Source organism: Gloeothece verrucosa PCC 7822 (assembly GCF_000147335.1).
In the GTDB taxonomy this organism is placed as follows: Bacteria; Cyanobacteriota; Cyanobacteriia; order Cyanobacteriales; family Microcystaceae; genus Gloeothece; species Gloeothece verrucosa.
Map to the genome: position 1 here is coordinate 2,407,071 of NC_014501.1, position 14,557 is coordinate 2,421,627.

Annotated in this window: 11 protein-coding genes; 8 read left to right on the forward strand and 3 right to left on the reverse strand. The window is 38.2% G+C overall.

Annotated features, from left to right (window positions below; genetic code table 11):
- From CYAN7822_RS10545 to CYAN7822_RS10555, 3 genes are read right to left on the reverse strand one after another with little or no spacing between them, the layout of a single operon-like run.
- Positions 1-927, reverse strand: coding sequence for a lysylphosphatidylglycerol synthase transmembrane domain-containing protein (locus CYAN7822_RS10545; RefSeq protein WP_013322247.1), 927 nt, complete (start codon positions 925-927; stop codon positions 1-3).
- A gap of 10 nt (positions 928-937) precedes the next feature.
- A complete protein-coding gene (locus CYAN7822_RS10550; protein ID WP_013322248.1) occupies positions 938-1,933 on the reverse strand; it encodes a glycosyltransferase family 2 protein in 996 nt (331 codons plus the stop codon).
- 58 nt (positions 1,934-1,991) lie between these two features.
- Positions 1,992-3,647, reverse strand: a complete 1,656-nt coding sequence (locus CYAN7822_RS10555) for a hypothetical protein (RefSeq protein WP_041933641.1) — start codon at positions 3,645-3,647, stop codon at positions 1,992-1,994.
- A gap of 325 nt (positions 3,648-3,972) precedes the next feature.
- On the opposite strand from CYAN7822_RS10555, the gene CYAN7822_RS10560 reads away from it, so the two are divergent.
- The 8 genes from CYAN7822_RS10560 to CYAN7822_RS10595 all read left to right on the forward strand — a co-directional run bounded on the left by CYAN7822_RS10560 (position 3,973) and on the right by CYAN7822_RS10595 (position 14,555).
- Entirely contained in the window at positions 3,973-5,592 is a 1,620-nt protein-coding gene (locus tag CYAN7822_RS10560) for a hypothetical protein (RefSeq protein ID WP_013322250.1), read from the forward strand.
- 13 nt (positions 5,593-5,605) lie between these two features.
- Positions 5,606-6,517, forward strand: coding sequence for a glycosyltransferase family 2 protein (locus CYAN7822_RS10565; protein WP_013322251.1), 912 nt, complete (start codon positions 5,606-5,608; stop codon positions 6,515-6,517).
- Entirely contained in the window at positions 6,498-7,631 is a 1,134-nt protein-coding gene (locus tag CYAN7822_RS10570; RefSeq protein ID WP_013322252.1) for a glycosyltransferase family 4 protein, read from the forward strand. Before CYAN7822_RS10565 ends, CYAN7822_RS10570 begins: the two co-directional genes overlap by 20 nt.
- A 33-nt stretch (positions 7,632-7,664) precedes the next feature.
- Positions 7,665-8,750 carry a glycosyltransferase family 4 protein gene (locus CYAN7822_RS10575; protein ID WP_013322253.1) on the forward strand — a complete coding sequence of 362 codons (1,086 nt, stop codon included), beginning with the start codon at positions 7,665-7,667 and terminating at the stop codon, positions 8,748-8,750.
- 294 nt (positions 8,751-9,044) lie between these two features.
- Positions 9,045-10,286 (forward strand): HhoA/HhoB/HtrA family serine endopeptidase, encoded by a 1,242-nt coding sequence (locus tag CYAN7822_RS10580; RefSeq protein ID WP_013322254.1) that lies wholly within the window; start codon positions 9,045-9,047, stop codon positions 10,284-10,286.
- A gap of 265 nt (positions 10,287-10,551) precedes the next feature.
- Positions 10,552-11,013: a hypothetical protein gene (locus CYAN7822_RS10585; protein ID WP_013322255.1), complete on the forward strand. Its 462-nt coding sequence runs from the start codon at positions 10,552-10,554 to the stop codon at positions 11,011-11,013.
- A 132-nt stretch (positions 11,014-11,145) separates the two neighbouring features.
- Entirely contained in the window at positions 11,146-12,660 is a 1,515-nt protein-coding gene (crtH, locus tag CYAN7822_RS10590) for a carotenoid isomerase (RefSeq protein WP_013322256.1), read from the forward strand.
- A gap of 443 nt (positions 12,661-13,103) precedes the next feature.
- The gene (locus CYAN7822_RS10595) at positions 13,104-14,555 is read left to right on the forward strand and encodes a GAF domain-containing sensor histidine kinase (protein WP_013322257.1); all 1,452 of its coding nucleotides are present in this window, start codon (positions 13,104-13,106) and stop codon (positions 14,553-14,555) included.
- Positions 14,556-14,557 lie beyond the last annotated feature (2 nt).

Genomic DNA, 14,557 nt, shown 5'->3' on the forward strand with positions numbered 1-14,557 from the left:
TTAAGGCGTTTTAGAAACTTGAATTTGACTAAAAGACCCGAAACCCGCCCCGGCCACTTCTGCCAAAATACTAATCAAGCGATATAAAGCCACCGCACTCAAAATAATAGCAACGGGAAAATCCTGACGATTTAATAAAGCAATCATGGTGGCTTCAAATACCCCTAAACCCCCGGGAGCGCCGGGTACGATTAATCCCAGTAACCAAGCCAAACTAAAAACACTAATTAATTGAGGTAGATAAATAGGATTGACAGTCATTAAAGCCATTAAAGTAACAATAAAACCAATACCTCTAAATCCTAAAAACCCGATTTCTCCTAACAGGGGTAATAGAGGATAAGAGTCTATCTGCACTGAGCTAATAGAATGACCTGGATTTTTTAAGCGGCTCAGACGCTTCATCAGAGGATTCAGAATATAGGGATGTATCCCCAATAAAACGGCAATTAAAGCCAAAAATTCGCACAACAAAATCGGATTATTTCCCTGGCTTTTAATCAATCCTAACCCACTACTCACCACAGCAATAGAAAGTGCGGCGGCTGCCATTAACACAGGTTCTAATAAAACGCTCACACTAGCCGCTTCTAAAGAACCACCCACCTTATGAACAGCCGAAATACGTCCGTAAAAGTGCCAAACATTACCCGGCAGATACTTAGCCAAATTCGTTTTCAGATAGACACAAACCGCCCATCTTGGGTTCACCGGTTGTTTAAAAATTTTCAGAATCCAAGTCCAAACCCAACCCGACCAAGTATGAGCAAAAAAAGTTATCATGGCGGCAAGAATCAGCAGCCACCATCCTTGTGTTTCTAGGCGAACTGATGCTACCTGTTGCCAGTGGTCTTTAAGGGTTTTAAGGATAAAGAACAAAGTCCCGCCAAAAATTAGCCAACGAAGATAAGGTTTAATCGCTTTCATAAGTTTAAGCTTATTCCTTGAGCCGCAAAGATTGACCGACTAATTGAGGCAGAGAATAAGAAAGATAGGCCATGCGCTTAACTTCTCGTCTTCCCCTAGCCACTGAATCTAAAATCAATCCACAGGTAAGACTTAAAAAGGCTAATAACATAATAGAAGCTGAAAGAATTGCTGTGGGAAATCTCGGTACTAAACCCGTTTCTAAATAATTAATAAAAATTGGTATCGCTAAAGCGATGGAAACACAACCCAGAAACAAAGATACTAAGCTAAAAAAGAGAAAGGGACGAATTTCTTTAAATAATAATAAAGCGGTTCCCAAGACTCGCCAACCATCGGTAAAGGTTCTCAGCTTACTTTCTGAACCTGGAGGACGAGAACCATAAATAGTAGGTTCTTCGGCAAAAGGAATTTTTAACTCTAGAGCGTGTATTGTTAACTCAGTTTCTATTTCAAAGCCATTGGATAAGGCCGGAAATGATTTAACAAAACGACGAGAAAAAACTCGATAGCCCGAGAGCATATCTACCAGTCTAGCACCAAATAAAAATTGCACAAAACCAGTCAAGAAACGATTGCCCATTTTGTGACCAGGACGGTAAGCTTGGGGGGTATTTCCTGCCACACGACGCGCCCCCACTACCATATCTAATTGTTCGGTTAATAATCTTTCTATCAGCCGTTTGACTGCACCGACTTCATAGGTATTATCGCCATCGGCAAGAACATAAATATCAGCGTCAATATCGGCAAACATTCGCCTAACCACATTGCCTTTTCCAGGTAGATATTCATGACAAACAATCGCGCCTGAAGACTGAGCTTGCTCTACAGTATCATCGGTTGAGCGGTTATTATAAACATATATTTCTGCTTGAGGAAGGGCTTTTTTAAACTCAGAAACTACTCGAGCAATGGTTAATCCTTCATTTCGACAAGGCAAGAGGACAGCGATTCTATAATTATTTAGTGCAACTTGATTTATTTTCTGTAAATGATCTAGCATAATCTAATTATTTTTTAAGTAATTTCAAGGAAAACAAAACTATTTTTAAGGGGATTTTTTACGGACATTTTTTAACAATCGTCAGGGGGGTATTTTGTCTGGTGACCGAATAAACTACAGGACATTCCGGAAAAGCTTTGTGATAATCATAGCGGGGAAGTCCCATGTAATAATCGGGTAATGGGTCTTGACCCAGGTGAAAATCATCACGGTTAATTAAGGTAAATTTATGATGGAGATCAGAAAATATTTCGGCGGCAAATAAGGGGCCGGCTATGACAATTTTAGAATTGGGTTCTGCATTTTTATTAAGCCATTCCATTCCTTCCCTTAAACTTAATCCCCAATAATCCGTTTCTTGTTGATTGTAGGCAGCCGCTAACCCTCCATAAGTTCTATTAAAATAACTATATTGATAGGGATGTAGAGCCGACATATCTGTAATAATTAAACTAAATTGGATCATCAGTAAAGTGACCGCAAAAATTTTAAGTGGCTTATTATTGATTTTTTTATAAATCCAAATCAAACCCGTAGCTGATAGAGCGGCTATGGCCGGCAGGATAAATAAAAAATGTCGGATTCCATCATAAATTGTCGAATGTTTTAAAATCGCGACGGTGGGAATAAAAAACACTTGCAACAAAACTAAAATTGCACAAGCTCGTCGATTTTCGGGGAATTTTTTATAGTTGATAATTATGGCCATTACACCGATTAAAAAAGCCAGTAGAAAAATTATCGGTACAGTAATAGTCAACAGTCGAAGTAAATAATACCAAGGCAAAGATTTACCGGGTATAAATTGCCCGTCAAATAATACAGAGTTATCCCAAAGACTATATTTAGAAAAATTATCCAAAGCGGCAAAAAACCATTGGATGGGGTTAGACCAAGAAGCGGGATAACAAAGAGTGGTGATTAAAAACCAACTCCCGATCATTAAACCGTAAAAAGGCGCAAAGTTTTTAATTTTTAAAGAGAGAGCCTTCAGATTGAGATGGGTTAATAGATGAGCGGCTATCACAAAAAATATCATTAAAAACCCCCCTACCCTAATGCCTGTAAATAAACCGGCAAGACCTCCATATAATAGGGAATATAGGGTTATTTTATTCTTTCCTATTTTCAGATGTTCGGCTTCTACTTGATAATAATAATTAAGTAAACAAGCTCCTAACCAAGTGGAAACCGTAAACATAACAGCAAAGGGAATATCTTTAGGATTAAAAAAGCTATGTCCCCAAAATTGAGGAAACAAAGCTAAAACTATAGGAGCAAACCAAGCGTATTCCCAACCGGTCAATATAGCGACAATTCCCCCAACAGCAACGAAAGCCAGTAAAGAAAATATAAAAGTAACAATATGTTTAACTTGTATTCTTCGTTTTAATTTCAGGACATTTTTTTCATGTTCATTGAAAGTATTACTCGCTTGAACTGACTTAAAATCTCCCAAAGGTTTAGTTAAATCATAAATTTGATCGGCGGCATAATTAAAAATAAAACCATAATATTTTGAATCTCTAGGTATCGGCGTTCCATCCTTAATATATTGCCGAACCCATTGAACCATATAAATTTCTATCCATTCATCCCAAGTTGCTCCATAATGACTAACCGTAGATAATCCAATTACCGCGATCAAAATGATCACTAAGAAAAATTTTAAATAAGCTTTATTAAGATTATCTTTTAAAATAGCTATTTTCACAGTTTTGGGAATTATGAGGTTAATCGGTAGCATGAGATATTTAGGGGGATAATCATTGAATGGTTCAGCTTAGGAAACCTTTATTCTATCTGGGGTGTCTGTTCATATCAAGCAATTCACTCTCGTTTTCCACCCTTAAAAAAATTGAGAATACTAGGCTTACTCTTTGAGACGACTACAATTAACTCAAAAAGTTCCCTTATTATTCTCAAATCCTATGTCTAGCTAAAAATAAATTGTCAAGTCGCATAAAAAATTAACTTGTGATTTTTGACCAAACATGAAATAATAATTTTTTTAAACATTATCGAGTCTATAGCTATCGATGAAGACTTTTAGACTGAAAAATATCTCTACCCCTGTGATATTAGCGCTCAGTTACTTTTTACTTGGGGCATTAGTGACAATTATTTTCGGACAAGATGTCAATTGGGACCTGCGAAACTATCATTTTTATAATCCCTATATGTTGCTGACAGACCGAATTAAATATGATATCTTACCGGCTCAAATTCAAACCTTTTTTAATCCTTTATTAGATATTCCTTTTTTTGTCAGTATATATTATCTAAAAATTCCCTCAATTATCGTCAATTCTTTCCTAGGAGGACTGCACGGTTTAAATTTGTGGTTTGTTCATTATATTCTCTATTTTTCTCTTATTAATTTGAAGGATACCTATAAACATTTAATTAGCTTATTAGCGGCGTTAACCAGTTTTTGGGGAGCGGCTTATTTATCTGAATTAGGAACCACAATGGGTGATAGTACCGCCAGTTTATTTGCCCTAGGGTCTTTATTAATTATTATTTATAGTCTCTCTAAACATCAAGATATTCCTCTAAAAAACTTGATGATAGCGGGTTTAGTCATGGGGTTAGGTGTAGGGCTTAAACTGACAGTTGCCCTATATGGTATTAGTTTAATTGTCGCTATTAATTTTATCCATAATAATTGGCCACGAAAGATTAGGAATTTAGGGATTATAATCGGCACAATGTTTAGCGGGTTTATGCTCACTGCTGGCTATTGGATGTTTTTGATGTGGAGCAACTTTTCTAATCCTCTTTTTCCCTTTTTTAATAAAATTTTTCAATCGCCTTATATTGAAACCGATTTTAATTTAAAAGATGCCAGATTTCTTCCTCGTAACCTTTTGCAAGCTATATTTTATCCTTTTTATTTTTTGCATAATCCCAATTTAGTCGCTGAATTAAAGTTTAGAGATGTACGATTCTCACTGGCTTATATTTTAATTGTTTTCCTGCTCGGCTTTGCTTTATATAAAAAGTTTTATAATCCCCAGAAAACCAGCAAAAACCCTCTTATAAATGAGAATGCTTTTCGTCTATTTCTCCCTTTTTTTACAGCCGCTTATCTGATCTGGTTAATTCAGTTTTCTATTTATCGATATTTAATTGTTTTAGAACTTTTAACGCCCGTTTTAATTGTTTTAGTAATTGGCTATATTTATCCCCTTCCGAAAATAACAAAACATCTTTCCATCGCCTTATTTTTTACGTTAATAATAACTGTTCAACCGCTTGATTGGTGGCGAATTGCTTGGTCATCTAATTATTTTGGGATTGAGAAAAATTTACTCAATCGATACGAAAACTCGGTAATTGTTATGTGGGGTGGAGAACCAATGGGCTATGTAGTCCCTTATTTTCCTCGTCATACGCGATTAGTTCGTATTACCGGCAATTCGGGATTAAGTCCTAATACTTTAATGAGAAAAAATGCTGAAAAAATTATTAAAGCTACTCCCGAAAAGTCCCTGTATTTATTAGAAATAAATTTTGAAAAAAAAGAACCTGATAAACAACTAGCTAAACAGAAAGATTTAGCGGCGTTAGGATTAACCATCAATCCGATTAATTGTCAACCTTTATCTACCCACATAGAAAAATATACCATCTGTCAACTCAACAAAGTTAATTAGCTTAAGCCTAAGTATGCTCAAAAGTCAACCCCCTTGTTTTTATTTTCTAATAGTCAACTATTATTGTACTCCTCTCATCAGTCGTTTAATGGCTTCTCTGAGAGAAAATCAAGTGAATGATTTCTCTATTGTGATTGTCAACAATTCACCTGATGATGAGCAAATTAGAACCCTGAAAAGTGAAAACATTTATCTTTTAGAAGCGAAAAAGAATTTGGGCTTTGGAAAAGCTTGTAATTTAGGATTAAACTGGATTTATGCAGAAAACAAAGAAGCCATTGTTTGGTTAATTAATCCGGATGCCTATTTGCTTCCTGATTCTCTCCCTAAAGCTAGTCAATTCTTTGTCAATCACCCGGAAATTTCCCTCCTGGGGACAGAAGTTTATGAACCATCAGGTAAAATTTGGTTTGGTTGGGGTAAATTTAGCGTCAAAACCGGTGAAATTGTTGTGGTAGAGGAATCTTTAGATTATCAGGATAAACCCTATTTATCAGCCCAGTGGGTAACGGGTTGTAGTCTTTTGATTAATTTAAAACAATTTCAAGAAAGTCCCTATTTTGATACCGATTATTTTCTTTATTATGAAGATTTTGATTTTTGTCAGCGTTATGCTAAAGGAGGCCATTTAATCGCCATCACCAATCAAATTAAAGTGATTCATGAAGCATCTTCTATTACGCTAAAATATGGATATCTCAGACTGATTCATAACATTTATAGTTATTTGCTCAGTTTAGAAAAACATACAAACCCCTTGCTTCTTTGGGGGAGATTTATCCGCATGATTTTCATGTCACTGGTTATCCTTCCTTTAAAACCGAAGTTTGCCTTAGCTAAACTTCAAGGAATTTTCTTGTATTGTCAACGATTCATCAACTTATCATTCATTGATAAGCAAACTCATGTTAAAAATTTTAATTGATGGCACAGCTTTAAGACCCAAACCCAGTGGAATAGGCCTTTATGTTTATCATTTAATTAATGGTCTTCAACAGTTGCAAAAAGATGAAAATTTTCACTTGTCAGTTTCTTATCAGCCTTCGGTCAAAAATTGGCTAAAAAGAAATTTATCGGTTCCCGAAAAACTGCAAAAATATGCCAATATTTATTGTTTACCTATTCCCGTAACCCTTTCTAATTTTTTAGCCAAATATCCTAATCCAAGTTTAGCCTATTTTGAAAAATATTTTGGGTCGCCTGATATTGTTCATGGCCCCGATCATGTGGTTTATCCCTGTCGTAATAGTTTAAAAGTGATGACTATTACCGATCTGACTTTTATTAAATATCCTCAATTGGTTAACTCAATTGTTAGAACTTACACGGGGCGAGTTAAACAATGTTTAAAATGGACGGATTTAGTGATTACCATTTCCGAAAGTTCTAAAAATGATCTCATTAATTATTTAGGCGTTAAGCCAGATAAAATTTATGTAACTCCCTTGGCGAGCCGCTATTCATCCGAAGATTTTTTAACAGAAAAAGCACCCTCGTCTTCAAAACCTTATCTCCTTTTTGTCAGCACGATCGAACCGAGAAAAAATATTAATACTTTAATTTTTGCCTTTAATATACTCAAACTCCATTATAAAATTGACCATCGTTTAGTGCTGATCGGACAAAAAGGTTGGAAATATCAACCGATATTTGAAGCCATCGCCAATTCTCCTTGGAAACAGGATATTGAACATTTAGATTATTTATCAGATGAAAAAGTGGCCGAATTCTATCGCCATGCCGATGTTTTTGTTTATCCTTCTATTTATGAAGGTTTTGGTCTTCCCGTTTTGGAAGCGATGACCTTGGGAACACCAGTAGTCACCTCTAATACCTCTTCTCTACCTGAAGTGGCCGGAGATGCTACCCTTTTGATCAACCCTGATGATGCTCAGGAATTAGCTGAGGCAATTTATCAGGTTATTACTGATTCTCAGTTGCGTCAAGATTTAATTGAGAAAGGAAAAAAAAGAGCAAAATTATTTTCTTGGGAGAATACCGCTAGAGAAACACTTAAGGCTTACCGGAGTTTGTTATGATTTTTGTCCACAGATGAACACAGATAAATAATCATGGATAAAAAATTATTGGTTAATTTGTCTTTTCTTTTATCTCAGCCTACGGGTTTAGCGACTTATGCGTCGAATCTTTTTCCTTATTTACAGCCGCTAGAACCTATTTTATTGACAGCTAATGCTATTGATAATTTTAACTGTTTTCTGGTGCCTCCCAATCTCACTCAAGCACAAGGGACAAAAGGAAATGTTCAGCGTTTATGGTGGACTCAGTTTCAAGTTCCTAATATTTATCGTCAATTGAATAGTTCTCTTTTATTTTCGCCGGTTCCTGAAGCCCCTATTTATACTAATTGCCGCTTTGTGGTGACGGTACATGATTTAATTCCTTTACGCTTTCCTAAACGGTTTTCGGCTTTAACCCTGTATTGTCGTTATTATCTTCCCCGAGTTTTGGCTCAAGCTGAACATATTATTTGTGATTCGATGGCCACAAAAAAAGACTTACAAGCGTTTTTTGGCATTCCGGACTCAAAAATTACCCCTGTGCTTTTGGCCTACAATAAAACTCATTTTCGCCCCCTTCCCAACGAGATTAAACGGCCTCAAATTCCTTATTTTTTCTATATTGGCCGTCATGATCCCTATAAAAATTTACATCGTCTCATTAGCGCCTTTGCCGCACTTCCTCACTGTCAAAACTATCAACTTTGGATCGCTGGATCTTCCGATCCTCGATTTACCCCTCTTCTCAAAACTCAGGTGGATGAATTAGGATTATCTCAACAAGTTATTTTTCTCGATTATCTCCCTTATGAGAAATTGCCCTTAATCCTCAATCAAGCTTTAGCCTTAGTCTTTCCCTCTCTCTGGGAAGGGTTTGGACTACCCGTCTTAGAGGCGATGGGATGCGGAACCCCTGTCATTACCTCTAATCTTTCCTCCTTACCCGAAGTGGCCGGCGATGCGGCATTATTAGTTAATCCCTATAATATCGAAGAAATAACCGCAGCAATGCAAGCGATCGGTACTGATGAACCCCTCAGAACCCGGCTGAGTCAACAAGGGTTACAACAAGCGAGTCAATTTAGTTGGGAAAAAACCGCCTCTAGCACAATTGAAGTGTTAAGCGGCTACTGGTAACTCTCTGAAGATAGATCAAGCTACTGGTGCGCCATCCCTAAAAGCCTTGCCTATTACTTTTTGCCTATTGTCCAACTACCCAATTCAGTATTGTCACATAAATTTCATCTCAATATCATACTGAAGTCATACCCACAACCTAGATTAAAGATGTCAGCCTCAATAAACCGTTTTCCCGTAAAGCTTCTTACACACCGTTTTACTCCGAAAACTCCTCACACACCTAGGGCTGACTTTCCTCTTTAGCCTAAATTGAATATTTAAATTCTTAAGCGAAGTTAAAACGGACATACTATGACAAATACTATCGACATCCATGACTCCAATTTTAAACCAAAACCAAAACCCTCTCCTTGGAAACGCGCCTTAACTTATGGTTCCCTGGTTATATTGGGCGCAGGAATGGGAATCGGTGGATCTTATGTATTTAGTAGTCCTTCTCTTCTAGCACGGACTACTGATAACCCTACCCAGTCACAACCATCAATCAATTCATCAACTCCATCTCCTCAAATTGCCGTTCCTATCAATTTTGTTACCCAGGTGGTTCAAGAAGTCGGTCCGGCAGTAGTACGTATAGACTCATCTCGCACGGTGACGACCCAAACCCCACAGGTATTTAATGACCCTTTTTTCCGTCAATTCTTCGGTTCTGATCAGCCCGAAATCCCTAATAAACAAGTACAACGGGGAACCGGTTCAGGTTTTATTATCAGTTCAAGAGGGGAAATTATCACCAATGCTCATGTGGTAGATGGCACTGATAAAGTCAATGTTATTCTTAAAGATGGACGTACCTTAATCGGCAAAGTCTTAGGGAGTGATCCCATCACCGATATTGCTGTGGTTAAAGTAGAGGCCGATAATCTCCCCACTGTTAAACTCGCTGACTCAGATCATCTACAAGTGGGCGAATGGGCCATCGCTATTGGTAATCCTTTAGGATTAGATAATACTGTTACCACAGGAATTGTCAGCGCCACAGGAAGAAGTAGCGCGTTAATTGGGGCAGGCGATAAACGGGTACAATTTATTCAAACCGATGCCGCCATTAATCCGGGTAACTCTGGTGGGCCTTTATTAGATGCTCAAGGCAATGTGATCGGTGTCAATACCGCTATTATTCAAAATGCTCAGGGAATTGGCTTTGCGATCCCCATCAATAAAGCGCAACAAATCGCCCACCAATTAATTGCTAATGGCAAAGTCAACCATGCTTATCTCGGAATTCAAATGGCTCAAGTAACTCCCGATCTTAAGGAGCAATTGCAAGAAACTAAAGGCTGGAAAATTTCCGAAAATCAGGGAATTGTCATTGTCGGTGTGGTTCCTAACTCTCCCGCGCAACGCTCCGGATTAAAAGAAGGAGATGTGATCACCGCCATTGATGGAAAATCGGTTAATGATCCCTCTCAAGTGCAAGAAGAGGTGGAAAATTCCCGAGTCGGCAATAATATCCCCTTACAAATTAATCGAGAGGGTAAAACCGTTAAACTCAGCGTCCAAGTCGGAGTTTTACCTCAGCAAGCTTCTTAGTTTTTTTAGTCGGGAACCGTTCCCGGCACTAGCCTAGGATAAGTTTTTCAGGGTAGGAATAGGGTGAGTTTTTCACCCTATTTTTTTTTCGTCACTTATATCATAAAATTTATAAAAAAACAACTATCTTTCTACTGATTTCTCTACTCAACAGCCCGCCCCACTTAAAGCGATTTTTATCTAAAGGAATGATTCTATTAGGGGATTTATCGATTATTTTTAAGTTAACTCCCCGACGCTAAAAGGTAGCTGAAAATAGTTAATTATGCTAAAAACAATTCCCAAAAACTGGTTGACTTGGAACTGTGATGTTGAAGAAAATAATAGTTTTGTTGGTAAACTTGAATTCTCATGGCGAGACACCACCGGAAAAATTCTCACTCAAAAATCTGACTATCGAGTTAGGTATAAAGGCTTATTAGCCGTGAAATTTTTTTTCGATAATTATGAAAACCGTTTAGGATATGCTGAAATGGCTAATCCATTGATTCGAGTGGTGAAACTCAATTATGCAGAAACTCAGTATCAACTAAAAGCCGCTTCAATGTTCTCAAAGAAATTTATCTTACAGCAAAAAAAACAAACTCTAGGCATCATCGACTCTAAAAACATTTTAGATCGGCAAGCCATTATTGATTTACCCACCACCCTACCCTTAGAATTCAGACTCTTTGTCACTTGGATAGTGTTATGGTTTTGGCGACGTTCAGAAAGAAATATTACTTAAAGCCGCCAACAAGACACAACCCAAAAAAATTATATCTGTATTTATCTGTGTTGATCTGTAGACAATAAATCCTATAGCAACTAGCCGCAAATATGTCACAATTATAGCAAAACTCTCTTAACCTCAAGCTATATGAATGCAAGCTCGACAACCGATACCCACTACGATGTAATTGTTATCGGCTCTGGTATCGGCGGATTAGTCTCAGCTACCCAACTCGCCGCCAAAGGAGCCAAGGTATTAGTGTTAGAACGCTATATCATTCCCGGTGGCAGTGCAGGATACTTTGAACGGGAGGGCTATCGCTTTGATGTGGGAGCATCAATGATTTTTGGCTTTGGGACAAAAGGAACCACGAACTTACTCACCCGTGCCCTAAAAGCGGTTAACGTGAGTCTAGAAACCATTGCCGATCCTGTCCAAATTCATTATCATCTACCCGAAGGATTAGATCTCAAAGTTCATCGGGATTATGAAAAGTTTTTAGAAGAATTAACCAGTCATTTTCCCCATGAACGAGAGGGAATTCGCCGTTTTTATGATGAATGCTGGAAAGTATTTAACTGCTTAAATGCAATGGAATTACTTTCTTTAGAAGAACCCCGGTATCTGATGCGAGTGTTTTTTCAGCATCCGGGTGCTTGTTTAGGTTTGCTCAAATACTTACCCCAAAATGCCGGAGATGTCGCCCGTCGATACATCAGCGACCCGAAATTATTAAAATTTATTGATATGGAGTGTTACTGTTGGTCGGTGGTTCCTGCGGATCAAACCCCCATGATTAATGCAGGAATGGTATTTTCAGATCGGCACTATGGCGGCATTAATTATCCTAAAGGCGGGGTCGGACAAATTCCCCTTAAATTAGTAGAAGGATTAGAAAAAGCCGGCAGCGTCATTGAATATCAAGCCCGAGTGACAAAAATCTTGCTCGAAAACGGTAAAGCCGTCGGAGTCGAATTAGCCAATGGTCAACAATACCGCGCTAAACGCATTGTCTCTAATGCGACTCGTTGGGATACCTTCGAGAAATTATTATCCCCTGAAATCATGCCGGACAAAGAAAAACGATGGCAAAAACGCTATCAGAAATCTCCCTCTTTTCTCAGTTTACATTTAGGCATCAAAGCCAATGTCTTACCGCCTCAAAGCGAATGTCATCATATCTTATTGGAAGATTGGCAACGCATGGAGGATGAACAGGGGACGATTTTTGTCTCAATTCCCACCTTACTCGATCCGGACTTAGCCCCAGAAGGCTATCATATTGTTCATGCCTTTACCCCAAGCTGGATCGACGAATGGCGAGGACTAACCTCAAGTCAGTATCAGTTGAAAAAAGAAGAGGCTGCCGCACGAATTATTGAAAGATTAGAACAGATTTTTCCCGGACTGGCTAAGGGTTTAGATTATCAAGAGGTAGGAACCCCCCGCACTCATCGACGCTTTTTAGGCCGAGTAGACGGCAGTTATGGCCCCATCCCACGTTATAAATTAGCGGGGTTATTAGCAATGCCTTTTAACCGCACTTCTATTGCTGGACTCTATTGTGTAGGAGATAGCACTTTTCCAGGACAAGGATTAAATGCTGTGGCTTTTTCAGGATTTGCTTGTGGTCATCGTATTGCCGTAGATTTAGGCTACTAAAGCCCAAACCGAGACATGATCACAGCCAAAAATTCCCTGATCTACGTTGTTACCTTGATAACCCTTTTCTCCTAAATATTGATTTAGGTAGTTTTCCCCTTGGAGAATGACTATAATTCTTCGATGATTAGGGTATAAACCTAAAATCTCTCACTCGATATGAATGAATTTGATGCTTATGAATAAATGCTGGGTTGGCTAATCCCTTGAAATCGCCAATTTTATTGCCAAAAGCCTCGAGATCATCTAATACAAGTCCAACTGATTATGAGTTTTTGATTAATTAAAAAAACCTGTCAAAAGGATTTACTTGTTTATACTTAGAGTTCGGTTCAGGGATTTATCAGGGTCAGCCTCCAGTTTTTAAAAAATTCATCATGGAATCAATAAAATTATGTTAAAGATCTTTTAGCTTCAGCCAATAAATAGACTACTAATCATTTATGATCAACCTCAATCAAATTCAGAAATACAAAAGCTGTGCTACCACGATGGAATATAACCCTGATTCTAACAGCCCAGTTCCACAACTCATCCGTTTAATTCAAACGAATCCTGACCCTCAATTGATGCTCACAGGTATAGCTACTATACTTGGAGAATATTTTCAAGGGGATATTTGCCTAATTGTAGCCGATCCCTCATCAGCCGCCATTAGTCCGGGTTTTTGGGCTAAGGATATTTCTCAATATGAAATTAGTAAACAATTACTGCTTCATCCCCTCATTAAAACAATGGTGATAGAAACAGATCCACTGGTGATCGCCGATGTGCAAGCAGATCACCAAGCCTCACAGATAAAAGAATTAGCACAATTGTTGCCGCTAAAAGCTTTATTAGGAGTCGCTACCCACTTTGGCCAAGAGATTAACGGCTTAATTTTACTCGCCAAACAAGACCCTCATGCTTGGACTCAAGAAGAACAAGGCTTATTGAAATACTCGAGTTCCCTAGTGGCGATCGCTAACTCGATGATTTACCAAAAAGCTGAGATAAGCAGTAGTCGAGAACAATTTTCTGACCCCAACCCGAATACCATTTTACCTTTTAGTAGCGGCAGCAGGGCCCTAACCGGAGACAATCTCTTTAAAAAGTGGTATCAACTGACGCGCCAGCAACTTGAACAGCAGCGACATTTAAATGAACTCAAAGATGAAATCATTACTACCATTAGCCATGAGGCCGGAACCCCTCTAGCCACGATGAAACTCGCCATTGAGATGTTAAGCAATTGCCAAGATCGCTTATCTCCTCAGTCAGTGGAAAGAAACTGGAATATTCTTAAACAAGAATGGCAGCGACTCTACGATCTGATTAACAACATTAAAACTTTACAACAACTCAAATCCACCGAACTATCCGTACAACGGCAACAAGTGGATTTAGGGTTTATTTTTAAGGAAATCGTACCCTTATTTCAGCAACAATGGCAACAAGACAAACGCAAACGACTGAATTTAGTAACTGAGGGATTACTATCCCCCGAACTTGACGGTAATGCTGACTCATCCTTAATTTTTTACACTGACCCTCAGCATTTTAGAAGTATAATTTTAGAATTACTCACTAATGCCGGCAAATTTTCCCAACCACAGACCACTGTCTCTATAGAAGTAAGCCAGCAAGAGAAACTCAAGCAAAAAAATTTGGTGATTACTATCAGTAATATTGGCTTAGGAATCTCTCCAGAAGAACAACAGTACATTTTTGAACCCTTTCGCCGAGGACAAGGTATGACAGATAAAGCCATAGCAGGGACAGGATTAGGTCTAACTTTAGTTAAAGGTTTAGTAGAGCTTTTAGGTGGTACGATTGAGGTCGCAAGTAATCCTATTAACGAGGAGAATTTGTATGTTACTTCCTTTATCATTAGTTTACCTCACACTCAATCTTAACA

Coding starts and splice junctions, on each gene's coding strand:
- CYAN7822_RS10545 (WP_013322247.1), bottom strand. CDS start 927: ATGAAAGCGATTAAACCTTATCTTCGTTGGCTAATTTTTGGCGGGACT.
- CYAN7822_RS10550 (WP_013322248.1), bottom strand. CDS start 1,933: ATGCTAGATCATTTACAGAAAATAAATCAAGTTGCACTAAATAATTAT.
- CYAN7822_RS10560 (WP_013322250.1), top strand. CDS start 3,973: ATGAAGACTTTTAGACTGAAAAATATCTCTACCCCTGTGATATTAGCG.
- CYAN7822_RS10565 (WP_013322251.1), top strand. CDS start 5,606: ATGCTCAAAAGTCAACCCCCTTGTTTTTATTTTCTAATAGTCAACTAT.
- CYAN7822_RS10570 (WP_013322252.1), top strand. CDS start 6,498: ATGTTAAAAATTTTAATTGATGGCACAGCTTTAAGACCCAAACCCAGT.
- CYAN7822_RS10575 (WP_013322253.1), top strand. CDS start 7,665: ATGGATAAAAAATTATTGGTTAATTTGTCTTTTCTTTTATCTCAGCCT.
- CYAN7822_RS10580 (WP_013322254.1), top strand. CDS start 9,045: ATGACAAATACTATCGACATCCATGACTCCAATTTTAAACCAAAACCA.
- CYAN7822_RS10585 (WP_013322255.1), top strand. CDS start 10,552: ATGCTAAAAACAATTCCCAAAAACTGGTTGACTTGGAACTGTGATGTT.
- crtH (WP_013322256.1), top strand. CDS start 11,146: ATGAATGCAAGCTCGACAACCGATACCCACTACGATGTAATTGTTATC.
- CYAN7822_RS10595 (WP_013322257.1), top strand. CDS start 13,104: ATGATCAACCTCAATCAAATTCAGAAATACAAAAGCTGTGCTACCACG.